18 protein-coding genes are annotated in these 19,381 nt (G+C 70.9%); 8 read left to right on the top strand and 10 right to left on the bottom strand.

Going from position 1 to position 19,381, the window contains the following annotated elements; translation table 11 throughout:
- Positions 1-144: 144 nt before the first annotated feature.
- Positions 145-1,590 carry a glycosyltransferase 87 family protein gene (locus V6U90_RS06090; protein WP_334431888.1) on the top strand — a complete coding sequence of 482 codons (1,446 nt, stop codon included), beginning with the start codon at positions 145-147 and terminating at the stop codon, positions 1,588-1,590.
- Positions 1,591-1,661: 71 nt separating this feature from the next.
- Here V6U90_RS06090 and V6U90_RS06085 read toward each other — a convergent pair whose 3' ends face one another.
- The 4 genes from V6U90_RS06085 to moaC are packed head-to-tail and all read right to left on the bottom strand — an operon-like array spanning position 1,662 to position 4,363.
- Complete coding sequence (locus V6U90_RS06085) at positions 1,662-2,117, bottom strand: molybdenum cofactor biosynthesis protein MoaE (RefSeq protein WP_334431886.1); 456 nt, start codon at positions 2,115-2,117, stop codon at positions 1,662-1,664.
- On the bottom strand, positions 2,114-3,370 hold the full coding sequence (locus V6U90_RS06080; RefSeq protein ID WP_334431884.1) for a molybdopterin molybdotransferase MoeA: 1,257 nt from the start codon (positions 3,368-3,370) through the stop codon (positions 2,114-2,116). Before V6U90_RS06080 ends, V6U90_RS06085 begins: the two co-directional genes overlap by 4 nt.
- Before the next feature lie 34 nt (positions 3,371-3,404).
- Positions 3,405-3,899, bottom strand: coding sequence for a MogA/MoaB family molybdenum cofactor biosynthesis protein (locus tag V6U90_RS06075; RefSeq protein ID WP_334431882.1), 495 nt, complete (start codon positions 3,897-3,899; stop codon positions 3,405-3,407).
- Positions 3,872-4,363, bottom strand: coding sequence for a cyclic pyranopterin monophosphate synthase MoaC (gene moaC, locus V6U90_RS06070; RefSeq protein WP_334431880.1), 492 nt, complete (start codon positions 4,361-4,363; stop codon positions 3,872-3,874). Before moaC ends, V6U90_RS06075 begins: the two co-directional genes overlap by 28 nt.
- 637 nt (positions 4,364-5,000) lie before the next feature.
- On the opposite strand from moaC, the gene V6U90_RS06065 reads away from it, so the two are divergent.
- The 6 genes from V6U90_RS06065 (at position 5,001) to V6U90_RS06040 (ending at position 10,766) form a co-directional block, all read left to right on the top strand.
- Positions 5,001-7,487, top strand: a complete 2,487-nt coding sequence (locus V6U90_RS06065) for a putative bifunctional diguanylate cyclase/phosphodiesterase (protein WP_334432063.1) — start codon at positions 5,001-5,003, stop codon at positions 7,485-7,487.
- Between the two features lie 86 nt (positions 7,488-7,573).
- The gene (locus tag V6U90_RS06060) at positions 7,574-8,857 is read left to right on the top strand and encodes a glycosyltransferase 87 family protein (RefSeq protein WP_334432061.1); all 1,284 of its coding nucleotides are present in this window, start codon (positions 7,574-7,576) and stop codon (positions 8,855-8,857) included.
- Positions 8,857-9,261: a fluoride efflux transporter CrcB gene (gene crcB / locus V6U90_RS06055; protein WP_334431879.1), complete on the top strand. Its 405-nt coding sequence runs from the start codon at positions 8,857-8,859 to the stop codon at positions 9,259-9,261. The genes V6U90_RS06060 and crcB (V6U90_RS06055) overlap by 1 nt, the downstream gene beginning before the upstream one ends.
- Positions 9,258-9,629, top strand: coding sequence for a fluoride efflux transporter CrcB (crcB, locus tag V6U90_RS06050; RefSeq protein ID WP_334431877.1), 372 nt, complete (start codon positions 9,258-9,260; stop codon positions 9,627-9,629). The genes crcB (V6U90_RS06055) and crcB (V6U90_RS06050) overlap by 4 nt, the downstream gene beginning before the upstream one ends.
- A gap of 95 nt (positions 9,630-9,724) precedes the next feature.
- Positions 9,725-10,357, top strand: a complete 633-nt coding sequence (locus tag V6U90_RS06045) for a phosphoribosyltransferase (RefSeq protein ID WP_334431874.1) — start codon at positions 9,725-9,727, stop codon at positions 10,355-10,357.
- Positions 10,358-10,376: 19 nt separating this feature from the next.
- Positions 10,377-10,766, top strand: a complete 390-nt coding sequence (locus V6U90_RS06040; RefSeq protein ID WP_334431872.1) for a TFIIB-type zinc ribbon-containing protein — start codon at positions 10,377-10,379, stop codon at positions 10,764-10,766.
- A gap of 123 nt (positions 10,767-10,889) precedes the next feature.
- Here V6U90_RS06040 and V6U90_RS06035 read toward each other — a convergent pair whose 3' ends face one another.
- Complete coding sequence (locus V6U90_RS06035) at positions 10,890-14,936, bottom strand: replicative DNA helicase (protein WP_334431870.1); 4,047 nt, start codon at positions 14,934-14,936, stop codon at positions 10,890-10,892.
- A gap of 411 nt (positions 14,937-15,347) precedes the next feature.
- Between V6U90_RS06035 and V6U90_RS06030 the strand changes: the two genes are divergently transcribed.
- Positions 15,348-16,904 carry a hypothetical protein gene (locus V6U90_RS06030; RefSeq protein WP_334431868.1) on the top strand — a complete coding sequence of 519 codons (1,557 nt, stop codon included), beginning with the start codon at positions 15,348-15,350 and terminating at the stop codon, positions 16,902-16,904.
- Between the two features lie 81 nt (positions 16,905-16,985).
- Here the strand turns inward: V6U90_RS06030 and rplI are convergent, their stop codons facing one another.
- The 5 genes from rplI to V6U90_RS06005 all read right to left on the bottom strand — a co-directional run bounded on the left by rplI (position 16,986) and on the right by V6U90_RS06005 (position 19,282).
- Positions 16,986-17,435, bottom strand: a complete 450-nt coding sequence (gene rplI / locus V6U90_RS06025; RefSeq protein ID WP_334431866.1) for a 50S ribosomal protein L9 — start codon at positions 17,433-17,435, stop codon at positions 16,986-16,988.
- 14 nt (positions 17,436-17,449) lie between these two features.
- On the bottom strand, positions 17,450-17,689 hold the full coding sequence (gene rpsR, locus V6U90_RS06020; protein WP_007073789.1) for a 30S ribosomal protein S18: 240 nt from the start codon (positions 17,687-17,689) through the stop codon (positions 17,450-17,452).
- 41 nt (positions 17,690-17,730) lie between these two features.
- A complete protein-coding gene (locus tag V6U90_RS06015; RefSeq protein WP_334431776.1) occupies positions 17,731-18,264 on the bottom strand; it encodes a single-stranded DNA-binding protein in 534 nt (177 codons plus the stop codon).
- A gap of 81 nt (positions 18,265-18,345) precedes the next feature.
- Positions 18,346-18,636: a 30S ribosomal protein S6 gene (gene rpsF / locus V6U90_RS06010; RefSeq protein ID WP_208810571.1), complete on the bottom strand. Its 291-nt coding sequence runs from the start codon at positions 18,634-18,636 to the stop codon at positions 18,346-18,348.
- A gap of 400 nt (positions 18,637-19,036) precedes the next feature.
- Positions 19,037-19,282 (bottom strand): hypothetical protein, encoded by a 246-nt coding sequence (locus V6U90_RS06005; RefSeq protein ID WP_334431773.1) that lies wholly within the window; start codon positions 19,280-19,282, stop codon positions 19,037-19,039.
- Positions 19,283-19,381 lie beyond the last annotated feature (99 nt).

Here is a 19,381-nt window from a genome sequence, read left to right as displayed (position 1 = left end):
GCGTTAACGCGGTGGAAATGTCAAAAACTTATGTGGGATCGGACACGGTCGGATAACGCGGGAGGCATCGGGGTGAGGCGCCGTTCTAGGCTCCAGTCAGGAGCGGGACGGGCATTACGATCTTGGTACGGGGGTGGCCACACCATGCCGGCGACCGTCGGGAGACGGGTGGAACGCCTCGCCCCAGTCCGCCGCCTCACCCGTGGCATCGACCGCAGGACGGTCGTACGGATCGGCATCGTGGCCGCCGCCGCGTACGCCGCCTGGCTCGCCATCGGCGCGTTCGGCCGGCCGTACAACTTCTTCGACATGCGGATCTACCACGGTGCGATGGTCTGGTGGGCCGGTGGCGAGCCGCTCTACCAGTTCATCGCACCCAAGACCACGCTCGGGTTCACCTACCCACCCTTCGCCGGGCTGGCCATGCTGCCGATGGCGCACCTGCCGATGGCGGTCGCCGGCTGGCTCAACGTGATTGGCAGCATCGCCGCCCTCACCGTCGTCCTGGCCGCGCTGCTGCGACCGATCGTCGACCGGCTCGGCTGGCCGCTCTGGTTCACCGTCGGCATCGCGGTACCCCTCGCGGTCGCCACCGAGCCGGTCCGGGAGACCCTCGGCTACGGCCAGGTCAACCTGCTGCTCTTCGCGCTCATCATCGCCGACCTGGTCGCCCTGCGCTGGCGGGCCCGGCGGGGCACCCGACACCGGTCCGACGACGGCCCGCTGCGCCGGTTCGTCCTCAGTGGTGTCTGGGCGGGCGCGGGCATCGGGCTGGCCAGCTCGATCAAGCTCACCCCGGCACTGTTCATCGTGTACCTGATGCTCACCCGCCAGTGGCGGGCCGCGTTCACCGCCATCGGTACCGCTGCCGGGGTGACCCTGGGCACGTTCGCGGTCGCGGGGCGGGACTCGGCCACCTACTTCACCAGCGTGCTGTGGCAGACCGAGCGGGTCGGTGCGGCGGACATGACGCCCAACCAGTCCCTCGCCGGGGTGCTGGCCCGGCTCTACGACTCGATCGAGACGCCGGGGCTGCTCTGGCTGTCGTTCTCGGTGCTGATGCTCGCCCTCGGCCTCTCCCGGGCGATGAGCGCCCGCGCGGACGGCGACGAGCTGACCGCGTTCACCCTGGTCGGGCTGACCACCAACGTGATCAGTCCGATCTCCTGGTCGCACCACCTGGTCTGGGTCATCCCGGCCGTCGTCGTGCTCGCCGACGCGGCGGTACGCCGCCGGGACGCCAGCCGTGGCCTGCTCCTGCGGGCCGGGCACCTGGCCGGCAACAACACCCCGCCCGGCGTGACCGGGCTGCGGACGCCGATCTGGTTCCCGACCCTGACCGGTCTCCGGCACGCGGTGGCCGCCCTCGGGCTCTACCTGCTCTTCGTGATCTCGCCGATCTGGCCGTACGAGCACCAGCTTCCCGAGGTCTCGCACTACCAGGACGGCCTCTTCGGCGCCCTGATGGAGAACTCGCTGGCGCTGGCGCTGATCGTGCTGGTGGCCGCACTGCCCTGGCGGCCGGGTGCCGAGCCGGCCTTCTACGCCGACCGGCTGCACCGGGCCGGCCTGGCCCGCGCCGGCCGCTGACGCGCCGGCTGCTGACCCGACGCCCGACACCGGCAGACGGAGAACCTCCGGGTGCCGGCGGGCCGGCCCGGTCAGGGGCAGTTCACCCACTCCTCGGTGCCGTCCGCGAAGACCTGATGCTTCCAGATCGGCAGCCGCGCCTTCACCTCGTCGACCAGCCGGGCACAGGCCGCGAACGCGGCGGCCCGGTGGGCCGTACTGACCGCCGCCACCAGTGCGGCGTCGCCGATGGCGAGCGGACCGATCCGGTGGGACACGGCCACCGCGTAGACGTCCGGGTCGGCGGCCAGTTCGTCGGCCACCTCGCGCAGCACGTCCGCCGCGCTGGGATGGCCCTCGTACTCCAGCGAGACCACCGTACGGCCGTGGTCGTGGTCGCGGACCACGCCCTGGAAGGAGACCACCGCCCCGGCCCGGGGGTCGGCCACTGCGGCCTCGTGCGCGGCGAGGTCGAGCGGGGCCGAGGTCACCTCGGCGTACCTGACCTGGACGGCGTGACCGGACCGGGCGCCGGCCGGCGGGGTCACGCCCGCTCCCCGGGTAGCAGCGGCAGCGGTACCACGGGCACCCGGGAGCCGGGCTCCCCCACGGTGCCCGGCCGGATCACCGCGAAGCCGTCGGCGACCGACAGCCCCCGCAGCATCGCCGAGCCGACGTGCCGGACCGGGTGGGCGGTGCCGGCCGCGCGGTCCAACCGGACCAGGGCGAGATGGGTGTAGTCCCCCCGGCCGGGGATCCGCTCGGCCAGGGTGGCCTGCGGGAGCATCGGCATGGCCCGGCCCCGCATGCCGGCGAGCAGCGGCGCGACGAGCGAGACCATGGCCACGATGGCGGACTGTGGGTTGCCGGGCAGACCGGCGACGAAGCGGGGCCGCCCGTCGGGACCGACCAGCCGGGCCAGCAGCATCGGGAAACCGGGCCGGACCGCGACGGTGTTGACCACGTAGTCCGCGCCGAGCGCGTGCAGGGCGGGGTGCAGGTGGTCGACCGGCCCGTGCATGGTGCCACCGGTGGTGCAGACCAGGTCGGCGCCGGCCAGCGCCTCGGTCAGCGCCGCGACGTGGGCGGGGAGGGTGTCCGCGACCGGGCCGACCACGTCGGACGTGCGGACCGTGCAGCCGTACCGGCGTAGCCAGGCCGGCACCGCCGGGCCGAGTGCGTCCCGGACCCGCCCGACGCCGGGCGGACCGGCGGTGAGCAGCTCGTCGCCGAAGACCAGCAGGGCGGCGCGCGGCGGGCGGCGTACCTGGAGGGTGTCGTGGCCGCAGGAGGCGGCGAGCCCGATCACCGCCGGGTCGACCGGGGTACCGGCCGGCAGCAGTTCCTCACCGGCCTCCGCCTCCTCGCCGGGGAGCCGCCACTCCGGGTTGGGCCGGGGGGTGCCGGTGACCCGGCCGTCGTCGGTCCGGCTGGACTCCTCGATCCGGACGATCGCCGACGTCCCCTCGGGCACCATGGCACCGGTGGCGATCTCCACCGCAGTGCCGTCCTCGGCGAGCGCCGGGGGGCTCGCCCCGGCGAGTACCCGACCCACCACCCGCCACGGCGCCGGTCCGCGTACCGCCCAGCCATCGACACTGGAGGTGGGGAAGGCGGGCAGCGGGGTCCGGGGGGTCAACGGTTCGGCGAGGGTGTACCCGTCGGCGTCGGCGAGCGGCCGGGTGGTCTCGGGCAGCGCGGCGGCCAGGCCGACCGCGTAGACCCGGGAGCGGGCCTCCTCCCAGCCGGCCGGGGGCAGGGCGGCGGCGGACTCCTCGACGGCAGCCGTGTCTACGCTCACCTGCCTGAGCCTAGCGGGAGGGCTCAGATCCGTTTCAGTGGTCGCCACCACGCAACTGGTCGACGGTGTGCGCCAGGACCGGCCCGAGGACGGCGAGGCCGTCCCGCGCTCCGCCGGTCGACCCGGGCAGGTTGACCACGAGCATCCGGCCGGACACCCCGGCGAGGCCCCGGGACAGGACGGCGGCGGGTACCCGGTCCCGGCTGTACGCCCGGATCGCCTCGGCGATGCCGGGGATCTCGTAGTCCAGCAGGGCGCGGGTGACCTCCGGGGTCCGGTCGGTGGGCGTGACCCCGGTGCCCCCGCTGGTCACCACCACGTCCATCCCGTCGGCCCGGGCGGCGCGGACCGCCTCGGCGACGGGTTCACCGTCGGGCACCACGACCGGGTCGTCCACCTGGCAGCCCAGCTCGCGTAGCCCGGCGACCAGCAGCGGGCCGCTGGTGTCCGGGTACACCCCGGCGGCGGCCCGGTTGGAGGCGACGATGACCCGGGCCCGGATCACGGCCGGTCCACGGGTCGTACCCATTCGCCGTTCTTCCCGCCCTCCTTGCGGAGCACGCGTACCCCCTCGACGGAGGCCGCCGGGTCGACGGCCTTGACCATGTCGACCAGGGCGAGCCCGGCGGTGGCCACCGCTGTCAGTGCCTCCATCTCGACGCCCGTCCGGTCCGCGGTCCTGGTGGTCGCGGTGATCTCGACGGTCCGTTCACCCAGCTCCAGGTCGATGGTGACCCCGTGCAGCGCGATCGGGTGGCAGAGCGGGATCAGGTCGGGGGTGCGCTTGGCGCCCATGATGCCGGCGAGCCGGCCGACGGCGAGCGCGTCGCCCTTGGGCAGGCCGTCGCGGCGGAGCAGTTCGATCACCTCGGGCGTGGTGTGCAGCCGACCGGCCGCCACCGCCAGGCGACCGGTGACCGGTTTGGCGGTGACGTCGACCATGCGGGCGGCCCCGGCGGGGTCGACGTGGGTGAGCTGGACGGGATCGGTCACGGCGGGGAGCCTACCCCGACCTCCGGCCCCCATCGGGAATGCCATGGACCAACCTGAGCCGGCGGACAGCGGGGGACCTTATGAAAGGGAAAGTCGCGCCCGCTGGTACGCACTCGTGGTGCGGTACCGGACACGGCGGTAACAGACCCGGAATGCGGCTGGCGAGGAGCCGATGACGCTGCGGAGTACCGCCTATCTTCGGTTGCCGGAAGGGGCCCGTATGGCCCATCCTTCTTGCCGCGCCGACACACAGGTGTTCTGCTGACAAGTAGCCGTACGGGGACGACGTGACATCTCTCCGTACCACCTTCGGATGCGCTGGGTTTCGCTTCCGACGCGCCGGGTGACGAATCACCTAATAGTTACCTGATAGTGCGCATAAGGACATTTATGTGTTCTTATCCAGACATTCCTTCCTCTAGGCTCATCGACATCGAACGAGGCATCGGTGGTGCGGTTGCGGGGACGCACCCAGAGGCGAGGGAGAACGACATGCGTTCCAACGAGTGGGGCTGACGAAGCTGTTGCGCCGACGCAACCGGAAGTAGTCTTGCGACGCGCGCAGCGATCGGTGACGACGCAGGGACCATGGGTGGCTCGACAAGACCGACGAGATAACGGGACCGATCGGCGGCTGATGCCGCTAGTCGGTCTCGTCGTCGTTGCGGCCACCATTGCCGGCGGAATATCCCTTTACCGTTTTGTCGTCAATTTTCCGGGACCCGGCGAAACGCTCACCCTCGGAATAGCGATCACGTCTCTGGTTGCTGTCGGCTTCACGGTGAAGGTACGGGTACGTATCCGGGCCGGTCACCATTTAATCGCCTGGACCGAGACCGCGATTATGATCGGTCTCGCCGTCGCACCCGCGTCACTGGTCGTCCTCGCGACCGGTTGCGGACTGGCGATCGCCACCGTGCTGACCCGCATGCCACCGATCAAGGCGGTCTTCGGTACCGCGAAGAACATGCTGGTGGCCGGCGCGGCCGGGCTCACCCTGCACCTCGCCGGCTGGACGGAGCAGAGCGACGACGGCTCCTTCGTCGGCCCGCTCGCCCTGGCGTACTTCATCGCGGTGGTGCTCGACGAACTGATCACCATCCCGGTGATCGCGCTCGCCACCGGGACCGGACGGCGGGACCTGTTCCGGGCCGACTGGGATCTGCGGTTCGGTGCCGCAATAGCCCGGTTCGTGGTCATCGCCGGCACCGTGGCCATCCTGCGCAACGACAACGACAACCGGCTCCTGCTGGCCGTACCGGCGCTGGTGTTCAGCCTCCACCTGTTCCATTCCAACCGGGTCAACGCCCGCACCGAGCAGCAGGCCTGGCAGCGGCTGGCCCGGACCACCGACGCGCTCAACGTCGTCGACCTGGACAAGGTACTCACCACCGCCGTCACCCAGGCCACCGAACTCTTCTCCGCCGACGAGGTCGAGATCGAGCTGCGGGAGACCGGTCGACTTGTCCGGGGCAGCACCACGGTCAGCTACGACGGACCGCCCGGCGGCATCCCGAGCACCGTCCACGGCGCGGTCATCGTCGCCCCGTTGGAGGGCCACGACCATACCGCCGACATCGGCGTACTCCGGCTCCGCTTCCGGGGCCCGGTGAAGCTCTCCGAACGGGAGCGGTACACCCTGCGTACCTTCGCCTCCGCACTCTGCACCGCAGTCCGCAACGCCCAGGCGTACGCCGAGTTGGCCCGCGCCGCCGAACAGCACGCGTACGCCGCCGCACACGACGCGCTCACCGGCCTGGCCAACCGGCGGCAGCTACTCGACCAGGGAAACCTCCAGCTCAGCCACCGCCATGCGGACGGGGTGACCGCCCTGCTGCTGATCGACCTCAACCACTTCAAGGAGGTCAACGACACCCTCGGGCACGCCGCCGGGGACCGCGTCCTCATCCAGGTCGCGGAACGGCTGCGCGACGCCGCACACCCGGACGACCTGGTCGCCCGCCTCGGCGGTGACGAGTTCGCCGTACTCCTGCGCGGGCTGCCGGCACCCGCGATGGCCGCGCACCGGGCCGAGAGCCTGCTCAACGCGCTACACGAACCACTCGACCTGGACGGCATGCGGATCAGCATCGAGGCCAGTGGCGGGATCGCCGTCGCACCGAGCAGCGGCGGCATGGCCGAGTTGCTGCGCCGCGCCGACGTGGCGATGTACCAGGCCAAGCGGACCGGCCAGCGGACCGCCACGTACGCCCCGGCCCGGGACAGCGCGGACCTCGGCCGACTCACCCTCGGCGGCGACCTGCCCCGGGCCGTGGCCGACCACGAGTTCACCGTCAACTTCCAGCCCATCGTCGACCTCGGCACCGGCGAGGTGGTCTCCGCCGAGGCACTGGCCCGCTGGCACCACCCCGTCCACGGCACCATCGACCCGCTGCGCTTCCTGGAGGCCGTCGAGCGCTCCGGCCTGCTCCCCGCCTTCGCCGAGGCCGTCCTCGACCAGGCCCTGATCGCCGCCGGCAGTTGGCGGGAGGCCGGCTTCGACCTGCCGGTCGCGGTGAACGTCTCCCCGCGCAGCCTGCTCGATCCCCGCTTCCCCGGCTCCGTCCTGGCCCGGCTGCGCGCCCACGACCTCCCCCCGGACCGGCTGCACCTGGAGCTGACCGAGACGCTGACCCTCAGCCAACTGGAAGTGGTCGACCGGGTCCTCGGCAAGCTCCGCGACGAGGGGATCCGGCTCGCCCTGGACGACTTCGGCACCGGCTACTCGTCGCTGTCCCTGCTCTCCCGCATCCCGGTGCACGAGCTGAAGATCGACAGCACCTTCGTGACCACCATGGAGACCTCCACCGAGGCCGCCGCCGTCATCCGGTCCACCCTGGACCTCGGACGCAGCCTCAACCTGATGGTCGTTGCCGAGGGGGTGGAGAGCGAACCACAACGCCGGGCCCTCTGGGAGCTGGGCTGCACCGCCGGCCAGGGGCACCTCTTCGGCCGGCCGATGCCCGCCGGGCAGATGCTCGCCACCCTGCGCCGGGGGACGGGCGGCCGACCGGGCGCCCTGGCCCCGGCCCTGCACGACACCGGCGCGGTGATCCGGCTCGCCCCCGGACGACGCCCGAACGGCCGTGGCCGAGGGGACCGTCTGCCACACTTGCCGGCGTGATCCACGCCGATTCGCCACCCGCCCTCCGACCGGCGGCGGTCACCCCGAAGTCCCGCACCGACCGGGGCAGACGGGCCTGGCAGCGGCTGGACCGGGCCGGCGGAGGCCTCCACACCGACCTCGGCCTGTACACGCTCTCCGCGATCTTCGCTGCGGTCACCGCAACGACCTCCACCCTGCTCCCGCACCGCGCCTGGGGTGCCGTCGCCGCCTTCGGCTACCTGGTCGCCGCGCTCGCCGTCGCCGGCCAGGTGCTCGCCCGGCGCGCCAACCGGGACTCCCCGCTGGCGGGTACCGCCGCCCGGGGCTGGGTCACCGTCCTGACCTGGGTGACCACCGCACTGCTCCCGCTCGTCATGCAGAGCGTCCAGCGGGCCGCCGGGCGGGGCGACCGGGCACAGGAGGAGGTGGTCGTCATCGAGCAGGCCGGGATCCGGCTGCTCGACACCGGCACCCCGTACCTCAGCCGCGACCACATCGCCGCCCTCCCGGCCGGCGAACAGCTACTCGGGTACACCCCGTATCAGCCGGGCATGGCTCTGTTCGGCCTGCCCCGGGCCGCCGGAACCGCCTGGTGGACCGACGCCCGACTGATGTTCGCCCTGGTCACCGCAGTAACCCTGATCGTTGCCGTGGCCGTGCTACGACGACCGGCCCCCGGCACCCCGGCACCCCGACCCGCCGGGTCCACGCTGGTCCGGGCGGTTCAGGCCGCCACCGTACTGCCGGTCTGCGCGCTCACCCTCGCCACCGGTGGTGACGACCTGCCGGTACTCGCGCTCTGCCTGCTCGCCCTGGCCCTGGCCGCCACCGGACGCCCCGGCGGGGCCGGCCTGGCGGTCGGGCTCGCCGCCGCCCTGAAGCTCCTCGCCTGGCCGGTCGCCCTGGTGTTGATCGTCTGGGCGGCCACCCGGGGCCGGCGGGACGCCCTGCGGCTGGCCGCCGGCGCTGTCGGCCTGCCGGTCGCCGCCCTCGTGCCGGTGCAACTGGTCGACTCCTCGGCCCTGGTCGAGAACGTGCTCCGGTTCCCCCTCGGCCATGGGCTGGTCAGCAGCCCCGCCGCATCCCCGTTCCCCGGGTACCTGATCGCCCAGACGCTGCCCGCCGGCCGCGCGGTCGCCGCCGCCGCGCTGGTCGCCGCCGGACTGGCGATCGCCGTCCACCTCGCCCACCGACCGCCCCGCACAGCCGCAGCCAGCGCCGTCATCTGCGGGTACGGCCTGCTCGCGGCGATCCTGCTGATGCCCGCCACCCGGTTCGGCTACCTCCTCTACCCGGTCGCGTTCCTGGTCTGGGCACCCGCGCTGGCGCCCGACCGGCAGGCGCCGGAGCACCCCCGGGCCGGCACACCGTCCTCCGGGTCCGGCTGATGACCGGAGCGTCCGCGCGGGTGCCGGGGGACGTCGTCGCCGCCGTGGCGGTCGGTGGCGCGCTCGGCGCGGTGGCGCGGTACGGGCTCGCCGTTGCCTGGCCGACCGCACCCGGCGCCCTCCCCTGGGCGACCCTGGCCACCAACCTCGCCGGATGCGCCCTGCTCGGGGCGCTGATGCGGGTGATCGCCGGACAGATCGCCCCGCACCGGCTGATCCGCCCGTTCCTCGGCACCGGCCTACTCGGTGGTTTCACCACCTTCTCCACCTACGCCGTGGAGACCCGGGAACTGCTGTCCGCCGGGCGCCCCGGCCTCGCCCTGGGGTACGTCCTGGGCACCCTCGTCGGCGGACTGGCCGCCATCCTCCTGGGTGACCGCGTGGTGGCACGGGTGTGGCGGTGACCGTCCTCCTGGTCGTGCTCGGTGGCGCATTCGGCGCGGTGAGCCGTTTCCTGATCGACCGGGCGGTGACCGCACGCACCGTCGAGGGACAGCTGCCCACCGGCACCCTGCTGGTCAACCTGGCCGGTTCGCTCCTGCTCGGTCTGCTCGCGGGGGCCGGTAGCACCGTCCCCGGCTGGCTCGGACTGTTCGTCGGCACCGGGTTCTGCGGGGCGCTGACCACCTGGTCGACCTTCGGCTACGAGACGGTCCGCCTCGCCCGGTCCGGGCCGGCGGGCCGGCGTTGGGCGGTGGTCAACGTCGCCGTCACGCTCGGCGCCGGGCTGACCGCCGCCGCTGCCGGCTGGGCGGCCGGTAGCCGGCTCTGACCGCAGCCGGGGCCACCCGCGCCGGGCCGATGCGCGGGTTCGGCATCTGGGCCGAAGACCGGGTGCGCCGCCCGATGAGGGCGTACACCTGAAGCATGACGACCTATCACGATCGCGCACACGCCGGGGAGACCCTGGCGGGACTGCTCTCCGGACTGGCCGGGCGCCCGGACGTCACCGTGCTCGGGCTGGTCCGGGGTGGCGTACCGGTGGCCGAGGTGATCGCCGACCGGCTGCAGGCACCGCTGGACGTGCTGGTGGTCCGCAAGCTCGGCATGCCCCTGGCCCCCGAGGTGGCCTTCGGCGCGCTCGGCCCCGGAGGCGTCCAGGTGCGCAACGAGTCCCCGGCCGCCCAACTGCCTCCGGAGCAGGTAGCCGAGGTGGTCCGCACCGAACAGGCCGAACTGGACCGGCGGGAACAGCTCTACCGGGCCGGCCGGGCACCGCTGGACCTGGACGGGCGCACTGCGGTCATCGTGGACGACGGGCTGGCCACCGGGGCCACGGCACGGGCCGCCGTCGCGGTGGCCCGGCAGATGGGGGCGCAGCGGGTGGTGGTGGCGGTACCGGTCGGCTCCCCCGAGGCGTACGACATGCTCGCCGCCGAGGCCGACGAGGTGGTCTGTCCCGAGCGTCCCCCAGGTTTCGGCGCGGTGAGCCGGTACTACGACGACTTCCATGAGGTGTCCGACCGGGAGGTCACCGAGGTGCTACGAGCGGAAGGGTGAATCGACCGGGTACGGTCGAATGATGCATCTCACCTGTCCCAAGTGTCACGGAGACATGCGCCAGTACGAGCGCAGCGGCGTGACGGTCGACCAATGCACCGAGTGCCGGGGGATCTTCCTCGACCGTGGCGAGTTGGAGAAGCTCTTCGACGCGGAGGCCAACTGGAACCGTACGCAGGGCGCCCCGGCACCCGCCCCGCAGGCTGGCGGTTACGCCCCGCCACCACCGCCGCCACCCGCACCGGCCCCGCACCCGGGTTACGGAGCCGTGCCGCCGCCACCGCCCCCGGCACACGGTTACCCGCCGGCCCCGGCGTACGGCCACCAGCAGCAGCACCATCACCATGACTACCACGGGCACTACCAGCGGAAGCGGCAGAAGAGCTTCCTGAACGAGCTGTTCGACTAGGGTACGGCTATTGCGCGGTCGACCACGTCCATCCTCGCGTCGATCATGGAGTTGTGGTGGGGCTTTCCGCTCGATATGCGGCTTCTGCGGGGCACCATAACTCCATGATCGACGAGCGGTCGGTCAGACGATGGCCATGTCGACGAACCGGGACAGGTGCAGTTGGGCCGCGACCGTCACGGTGTCCGTCGGACCGTTTCGGTGCTTGGCGACGATGAAGTCCGCCTCGCCGGCCCGGGGTGACTCCTTGTCGTAGTAGTCATCCCGGTGCAGAAGAATGACAACGTCCGCATCCTGCTCAATCGAGTTGTGCGTAGCGATCCCATTGGCGATGAAATTATGCGTACCGAGCACTGTGGCGTCATACACCTCACGTTCACCCAACGATTCGATCGAGGTGATCTCGTCCCAGAAGACGTCATTGGTGGCATGAAGATCGAGATCAGCAGTGTCCAGGACGGCGGCGACACGGCTGAGGCGGGCTCGGCTCGGCGCACGCTTCCAGAGGGTGCTCCCGCAGAACTGCGTGCCGATCGCGTTCGCGAATTCGCGGTGACTCATTACTTGTGCGGTGAGGATCTCCCGGACCCGGCCCCATACTTCCTTCGGTATGGTGTCGACGTTGGTATTGCTGGTGAGCTGCTCCAGCACGGTACGGAGGCGCTCGCAACCGTCAGCACGCTCCCCGTGCACCCCGATTTCTCGGAGGAAGCGCAACTGATCGTCACGTCCGGATACGTCCAGCGTGTACTGAGGGCGATGACCGCGCACCGTCACCGCCCTGAGCCGGGCGATAATGCCGTAGCGAAGCAGCAGACGCGATATGTCTTCCAACAAACGGATGCTGGTCGAGGCGTAGTAGACCCGTCCACTCCTGCCGTTCTTGTTGACCGTCACCGAGCCGTCGGTGGCCCACAGGTGCCGGAGAAACAGCGTGATCTGATCCTTGGGCAGCGAGAAGACTCCCTTGGGAACAAACTTCTCGTGTGACCTCAGACCGAAGAGGCCCAGCTCATCGAGCCACTGGGCTATTGGATTACGGCGTCCGTGAGTCAATCGATACGGTGCGGGCAGACGGAGCGTGGTGACCCGCGCTGCGGCATACTCGTCCCGGACCGCGGTGATTCCGAAGTGCCGGGCCGATTCGGTGACTGCTGTGAGGTTCCGTTCATCGCGACTGGCGTACCTGATCGGCTGCCTGCGGACGAAAGAGCCATCGCCGATAAGGTGCGCGAGCATCACGATCTCCGCCTCTGCCCACCGCTCCACGTTCAACGGAGGCGGAATGTGACGCGGCGCGGCGACCCGTGACCCTACCGCCAGGTCGCCCAGGGGACGCCAGCCAGCAAAGGTGAGGAACGGATGGTTTGCGGTAGCGTCGATCTGCTTTCCGGACGCGAGGGTCATCCGGAAGATCTCCCGGGTGCCGCTCGGAAAGACATGGGTCATCGTACGTGGGCTGTACATCAGCCTCTCATCGAGCGCCCAGACCGGAATGTCCCTGGCTCCAGCGGCAAGCAGTTCACCGAGGGTCACCTCCGTATTGTCGTCCGCTCGGATCACCCTCGTCTCTGCCGTAAGGCAGCCTGACTCCCGCAGGTCGGACAATTGGGGTCGCTTGTCGGTGCGCTGCTCCGGACCACGGTTCAGCTGACTGACCGCGATCACCGGGCACTCGACCTCCTTGGCCAGCAGCTTGAGGCCACGGGACAGTTCGGCGACCTCCTGCTGCCGGCTCTCGGTCTTCTTCGGCGAACTCATCAGCTGGAGATAGTCGACCACGATCATCTTCAGGTCGTGTCGCTGCTTGAGCCGTCGCGCCTTGGCCCGGATCTCCATCAGGTTCATGTTCGGTGTGTCGTCGACGAAGAGTGGCGCCTCACTGATCTCACCCATGCAGCGGGCCAGCTTGGTCCAGTCGTCGTCGGAGAGCTGCCCGCTACGCAGTACGTGCAGCGGCACCCGGGCCTCCGCCGAGAGCAGTCGCATGACGATCTCGACCTTGCTCATTTCCAGGGAGAAGATGGCGCTGGCCTGGTTCGCCCGGATCGCGGCATTCCGCGCGAAGTCCATCGACGCGGTGCTGTTGTGGGTCGGGATCATCGACCGGCCGGCCAGATAGAGGTGGTCGTCGTTGTCGACGGTCACGCACCTGACCGGCACGCTCGGCACCGGCCGGACATCGACGATGTACCGCGAACCGGTCCGGGCACGGGAGGTCGCACGGCGGCGCAACCGGTGCGCCGCCCGCTTCCTCTCCAGCCGAAACACCTCGTCCACGGCGGAGAAGTTCAACGTGTACGCGGTCGACGACTCCGGGTTCCGTCCGCGTACCGGTCTGGTCGTGATGGTGCACCCGTACCCGAGACTGACCACCAACTCCCGGACATCCTCGGCCAGGTGTTTCGAGGTGGACGTGTACTGCACGTCCCCGGTCGGGGCCACCGTACCGTCGGTATCCAGCAGTCCGGCGAGCAACGCTCGACGCTGCCCCTCGCTCGCCCGCAGGTAGGCGCCCGGGATGTGCTTGTTGTTCAGGACGTTGAGTGAGCGCAGCATGCCCACAACCGATCCGAAGCGCGCATGGCACGGCGCACACCGTCGGCCGGAGGACCGGTTGAGGATCGCGGGCGTCAGCTCACCACACCTGGTACGGCCACAGGCCGGACACTCCCGCTCCGCCAGCACGGGCAGAGGTGGCGGAAGAATGGCGTAGGCCATCGGCCCGGACTGTCTGACCCGGAAGCCGTCGGCCTCGACTCCGTCGATGATGCCCGGATCGACCGTGGCGAACCTCGCGGCAGCGCTGTGCCCGTCGCCGAGCCAGACCCCGAGGGTGTACGGCGGTACAGGTAGTTCACGCTCCGGCAGGTCGAGAGGTGCGCAGTTCTCGACCGCGTGGTTCAACCGACGATCAGCAGTGTCCGTGCGTAGGGTTGCCGCGATCTGCTCGGTGGTCACCACTCCGTCGTGCACCCTCTTCGAATGCGCGTTCACCGGGCGCTCCGCCCGGTCGAGCAGCGTGGTGACCACCTGACCCGTGCGGTACACGAGCGGAACCGCGCCAGCTACCCGGCGCGTTCCCCGGGTTGCGTCAGGCGCGGGCCCGATCTCCCGCTCGACGGTCCTCAGTACGTGGCGGAACTCCGGGCCGACGACACCAACCCACTCATCCGACCAGGCCCGCCGGGATCCCTTCGCGGGTGCCTGCCGACGACTCGTCCTGGTGGTCGTCTTCCAGAGGTGTTCGGCATCAGCGACGATGACGGAGCCGTCGGAGAACTCGACCTCGTAGCATGGCCGCCCGTATCGCACCTCGAAGGCTGCGGTGACGGTGGTCGGGCGGCCGTCTGCACCGAGCAGACGGTCACCGACCTGGACCTCGCCCATGGTTGTCCAGCCGTCCGGAGTTGGCAGAGGCGTATCCAGAGCGAGTGCCTTACCCAGGCCCGGCCGGCCGGCCACGATAATCAACTGTCCGGCGTGCAGGCCGTTGAGCAGGCGGTCCAGGTCGGTGAAGCCGGTCGGCACCCCGGTCATCACCCCGCCCTGGGCGCCGACCGCCTCGATCTCGTCAAGCGTGGGTTGGAGCATGTCCGCCAGGACGGCGAAGTCCTCGCTCACCCGCCGTTCGGTGACCTCGTAGACGGCCTGCTGGGCGAGGTCGACAATGTCGTCCACATCCCGCCCGCCGCCACCGTTGGCGCCGTAACCGAGCTGGACGATGCGGGTGCCCGCCTCCACCAGCCGGCGCAGTACCGCCCGCTCGCCGACGATCCGCGCGTAGTAGGACGCGTTCGCGGCGGTCGGCACGGTCGAGATGAGGGTGTGCAGGTAGGGCGCGCCGCCGATCCGGACCAGGTCGCCGGAGTCGGCCAGGGCGGCGGCCACGGTGATGGAGTCGGCCGGTTCACCACGCCCGTAGAGGTCGAGGATCGCGTCGAAGATGGTGGCGTGCACCGGCCGGTAGAAGTCGTTCGACTTGAGGATCTCCACGACGTCGGCGATGGCGTCCTTGGAGAGCAGCATCCCGCCGAGCACGCACTGTTCGGCGGCGATGTCCTGCGGCGGCGTCTTCTCGTACTGGGCGTCGCGGGGCGCGGGAGCCGCCGAGGACGGTGATCCGTCGCTGGTGCGGGCCTCGGCCCGCCGGTCGTCGGTGACCGACACCGGGTCCCCCCTCCACTGCGTCGGCAAGCACTGCGCCGTCCCGGTCCGCGGTACGGCGATCCTGGCCGGCCCTGGCCAACCCCGTCGTCGGGGGTCATCGCGGGCTGCGCCGAGGGTCGAGCGGTAACCATACGGAACAGCAGGTCAGCACCTCAACCGACCCGGTGGACGAGTCTCTGGACAACCTGTGGACACCGAGGGGCAAGGGTGTGCGCAGCCTGTGCACAGGCTGTGGAAAACTGTGGGGGAAAGTTATCCACAGTCACTCTGAACTGGTCTTTTGCTATCCCCACCCTGTGGACAAGGATTTCCCCGGTGGATTGTCGGGCGGGCCTGGCGGGTCGGTGGCCATCGGCAGATTTGACTTGATGGCTGATTGCGCTTTCCGCTGGGTACGGTCACGCTCCGGCCGTGGACTACCGGGACCAGCCAGGCGGGGATCCGAGCCTGCGGGGCAGCCAGCCAGGCGGGCGCTGGGACCACGGCGCCCACGACCCGACCGACCACTACCGCGCCCACGACCCGGTCGACCACTACCGCGCCCACGACCCGGTCGACCACTACCGCGCCTACGATCCGACCGACCACCACCGCCCGCCGGTGACGGGCTACGGGACCCCAAGCCGCCGGCGCGCGGCGGAACGTGGTCAGCAGGTACCGGCCGACGGGTACCTGCCCTCCTGGGCGACCGGAGCCGGCACCGCCGGGCACCCTGCCGATCTCGGGCCGACCGCTCCTGGCGCCGACCGGACCGGTTTCACCGGGGGAAGCGGTCGGCACCGGCACGATCCGGGCCGGCCCGACGACCACTCGGTCCGACACGATCCGGGATGGCCCGACGGCCGCCCCGGCCCGGTCACCACCGAGACCACCAGCAGTTGGCGGAGGGCCACCGAGACCACCAGTTGGGGCGTGCCGGCCACAGCCGCCGGTGGTCGGCACGCCGACCACACCGCCGAGTGGCGGATCGACCGGTACGCCGGGCACGAACCGGCCGAAGATCGCCCGGCCTGGTCGGTGGCACCGTCCGCAGCGGATCCGGATAACGGGTACCCGGCATCGCCTGGCGGGTACGGCCACCACACCGGTCAGCTCCCGCCGTACCGCGCGGAACGTCCGGCGGAGGCCGGCCCGGACTGGTCGGCGGCGGGTGGGTGGGATGTCCCCACACCGGTCGACTGGCAGGACCGGACCAGCGGGGACGGCCGGTGGGACCGGCACGCAGGCACCGGTCCGTGGCACGACGGGAGCGCCCCGGCCGGGCGGCACGACGACACCGGCGACGGCCATCTGGCCCCCTGGAGCGACCGGAGGGACACCTTCCGGTCGGGGACCCGCCTGGCCGGCGACGACCCCCGGTGGATGGCGACACCGGCCTCGGCGCCCCGGTCCCCGGTGGTCAGTTGGCCGGTCTCGGACGACCGTCCCGCAGCGACGGCGGTACCCCGCGCGCCGGGCGGCGCCGGGCCCGTCGCTTCCCCGGACCGGTCCCCCCGACCGGGTTCGCAACGGGTGGCCGTCGCACCAGGCCAGGGACGGCGCAGTCTGCCGGATCCGGCAGCCGGCTCACCCGGGGGTGGCGGGCGGCGCAGTACGCCGGAGCCGCCCGAGGACGAGCAGGTCGGTGGAGCGATGGCGGCGGTGCTCTACACGGCCGCGTGCTACCTGGTGCCGGTGGTACTGCTCATCGGCTGGCTGTTCACCCTGGACGGTCGGGTACCGGCCGGTTGCGTGACGGATGTGACCGGCGGCGGCTGCATGTCCCCCCGGGCCTTCGCGCTGGAGTCCATGCTGGGTGGTACGCAGCGACTCGGGCTGGCTCTGGTCGCCAGTGTGCTGATGGCGGTGATGTTGCGCTGGTTGAGCAGCGGCTGGCGGGTGGGGAGCGTGGGACTGGCCGCAGCGGTGGTCGGCGGTGGCCTCTCCACGCTGCTGTACAGCGCGGTCAGCGGTCAGCCGCTGGGCTGACGCGGGCAGGGGCGGCAGGGGCGGCAGGAAAGGCAGCAGGGGCCGCACCGTCCGGTGCGACCCCTGCTGGTGGTACGGGTGTTACTTGCCCTGGACGACGTTCAGGTCGAACTTGGCGGTGACCTCCGGGTGCAGCTTGACGCGCACCGGGTGGGCACCGATCGCCTTGATGTGACCGGGCAGTTCCAGCCGGCGCCGGTCGAGAGCCGGACCGCCAGCGGCCTTCACCGCGTCGACGATCTCGGCCGGGGTGACCGAGCCGAAGAGCCGGCCACCCTCGCCGGCCCGGGCCTTCAGGCTGACCTTGAGGCCCTCAAGCTGGGTCTTGACCTCGTTGGCGTGGCCGAGGTCGCGGATCTCCCGGGCGGAACGCGCCCGCTTGATCAGCGTGACCTGCTTCTCGGCGCCCTTGGTCCAGGCGATCGCGAAGCCCTGCGGGAGCAGGTAGTTCCGGCCGTAACCGTTCTTGACCTCGACGATGTCGCCGGGGGCACCGAGACCGGATACTTCCTGAGTGAGGATGATCTTCATTCCGGTGCCTCCTCTCAGCGGGCCGTGGCCGTGTACGGCAGGAGCGCCATCTCACGGGCGTTCTTGACCGCGCGGGCAATCTGCCGCTGCTGCTGCGAGGTGACGCCGGTCACCCGCCGAGCGCGGATCTTGCCGCGGTCGGAGATGAACTTGCGCAGCAGCGCGGTGTCCTTGTAGTCGATGTAGGTGATCCCGTCCTTGTCGAGCGGGTTCACCTTCTTCTTCGGCTTGCGAAGTGCCGCAGCCTTTGCCATTGCTCTTGCTCCTGGTTTGCGATCTCGGGCGCTGGGTGCCATCAGAACGGGGGCTCTTCGTCGAAGTTTCCGCCGCCCGAACCGGACCGCGAGGAAGCCGGAGCCGCAGAGGCCCAGGGGTCGTCGAAGTTTCCTCCGCCGCCCTGGCCACCACCGCCGCCGCCGGAAGCACCGAAGCCGCCGCCACCGGAGCGCGACATCTTCTGCACCTTGGCCGTGGCGTAGCGCAGCGACGGGCCGATCTCGTCGACCTCGAGCTCGATGACGGTGCGCTTCTCACCCTCGCGGGTTTCGTAGGACCGCTGACGCAGCCGGCCGGACACGATCACCCGGGCGCCGCGTTGCAGCGACTCGGCAACGTGCTCGGCGGCCTGCCGCCACACGGTGCATGCAAGGAACAGCGGCTCGCCGTCCTTCCACTCACCGGAGGCCTTGTCCATGAACCGGGGTGTCGAAGCGACCCGGAACTTGGCGACTGCGGCGCCGGAGGGGGTGAACCGCAACTCGGGGTCATCGGTCAGGTTGCCGATGACCGTGATGGTGGTATCTCCTGCCATGACCATCTCCTCGCGCACTCATCAGTCTCTGCCGGTAAGGCTGCCAGAGCAGTACGACAGAGCTGACGAGGCTGATCCGGGCGTGCCGGGTAGGCGCGGTTAGCGCGTCTCCGGCCGGATGACCTTGGTGCGCAGCACCGACTCGTTGAGTCGCAGCTGACGGTCCAGCTCGGCCACCGCCGCAGGCGTGGCCTGCAGGTCGATGACGGCGTAGATGCCCTCGGCCTTCTTGTTGATCTCGAACGAGAGGCGCCGGCGGCCCCACACGTCGAGCTTCTCCACCGAGCCACCCGCGGTCCGGATCACGTTCAGGTACGTGTCGAGCGACGGGGCGACGGTGCGTTCCTCGAGACTGGGGTCGAGGATCACCATGATCTCGTAATGACGCAAGACGTTCTCACCTCCTATGGGCTGGCGGCCACGGTCCTTCCGTGGCAGGAGGTCGTGCGTCGTGGTCCGGCCGACCGTGGGGGAACCCAGGCGGACTCGGACAACCCGGCAAGGATACCCGGCGCAAACGATCACTCCCCGTCGGGCGGCCAAACCGGCCGGTACGCCTGGTCACGGCCGCCGGTCAACCATCACCAGGTACGACGGAGGGCTCCCGGCCCGCCGTGAGCGGGGCGCGGAAGCCCTCCGGTACCCGGAGCCGCGGGGCGTCCCGTCCGCATTCGTTGGGTGGGACCTGGGGAGGAACGACCACACCGATGAGGTTGGACCGGGGACGCCCCGCGGAGCTTATCGTGTTGTTATTTCACGCTACTACGAATCTGGGCGCAGTTAGGGCTAATCACCGGAATTGTCCATCCCGACCCGGTTCGGTCAGCCGGACCGTGGCGCAGGTGGTGCCCTCCGCCGTACCGGGCCGTACGGCGGAGGGTCGTCCGGGCTGACCGCCCGGATCCACCAGGACCATCCGCAGCCGGACCGTCGCGGCCGGGGGCTCCCCGGTCCCCGGTACCGCCGCCAGCGGCGCGTTCCCCCTGTCGAGCGCGGTGGAGCCGGCGCTGGCATGTCGTGGTGGCGACAGCGGCACGTCCGTCTCCCGGGCTCGGCGTTGATGGTCCCCTGTCGGCCTGTCGAGAGCAGGCCGTCGATCTCACCCGGGGTAACGACAGCCGGCCTCTCCGGTGAC

It is taken from the genome of Micromonospora sp. CPCC 206060 (assembly GCF_036906895.1).
Lineage (GTDB): Bacteria > Actinomycetota > Actinomycetes > Mycobacteriales > Micromonosporaceae > Micromonospora.
The sequence above is the reverse complement of the archived record's forward strand: the minus strand, read 5'-3'. Positions and strand labels throughout refer to the sequence as shown.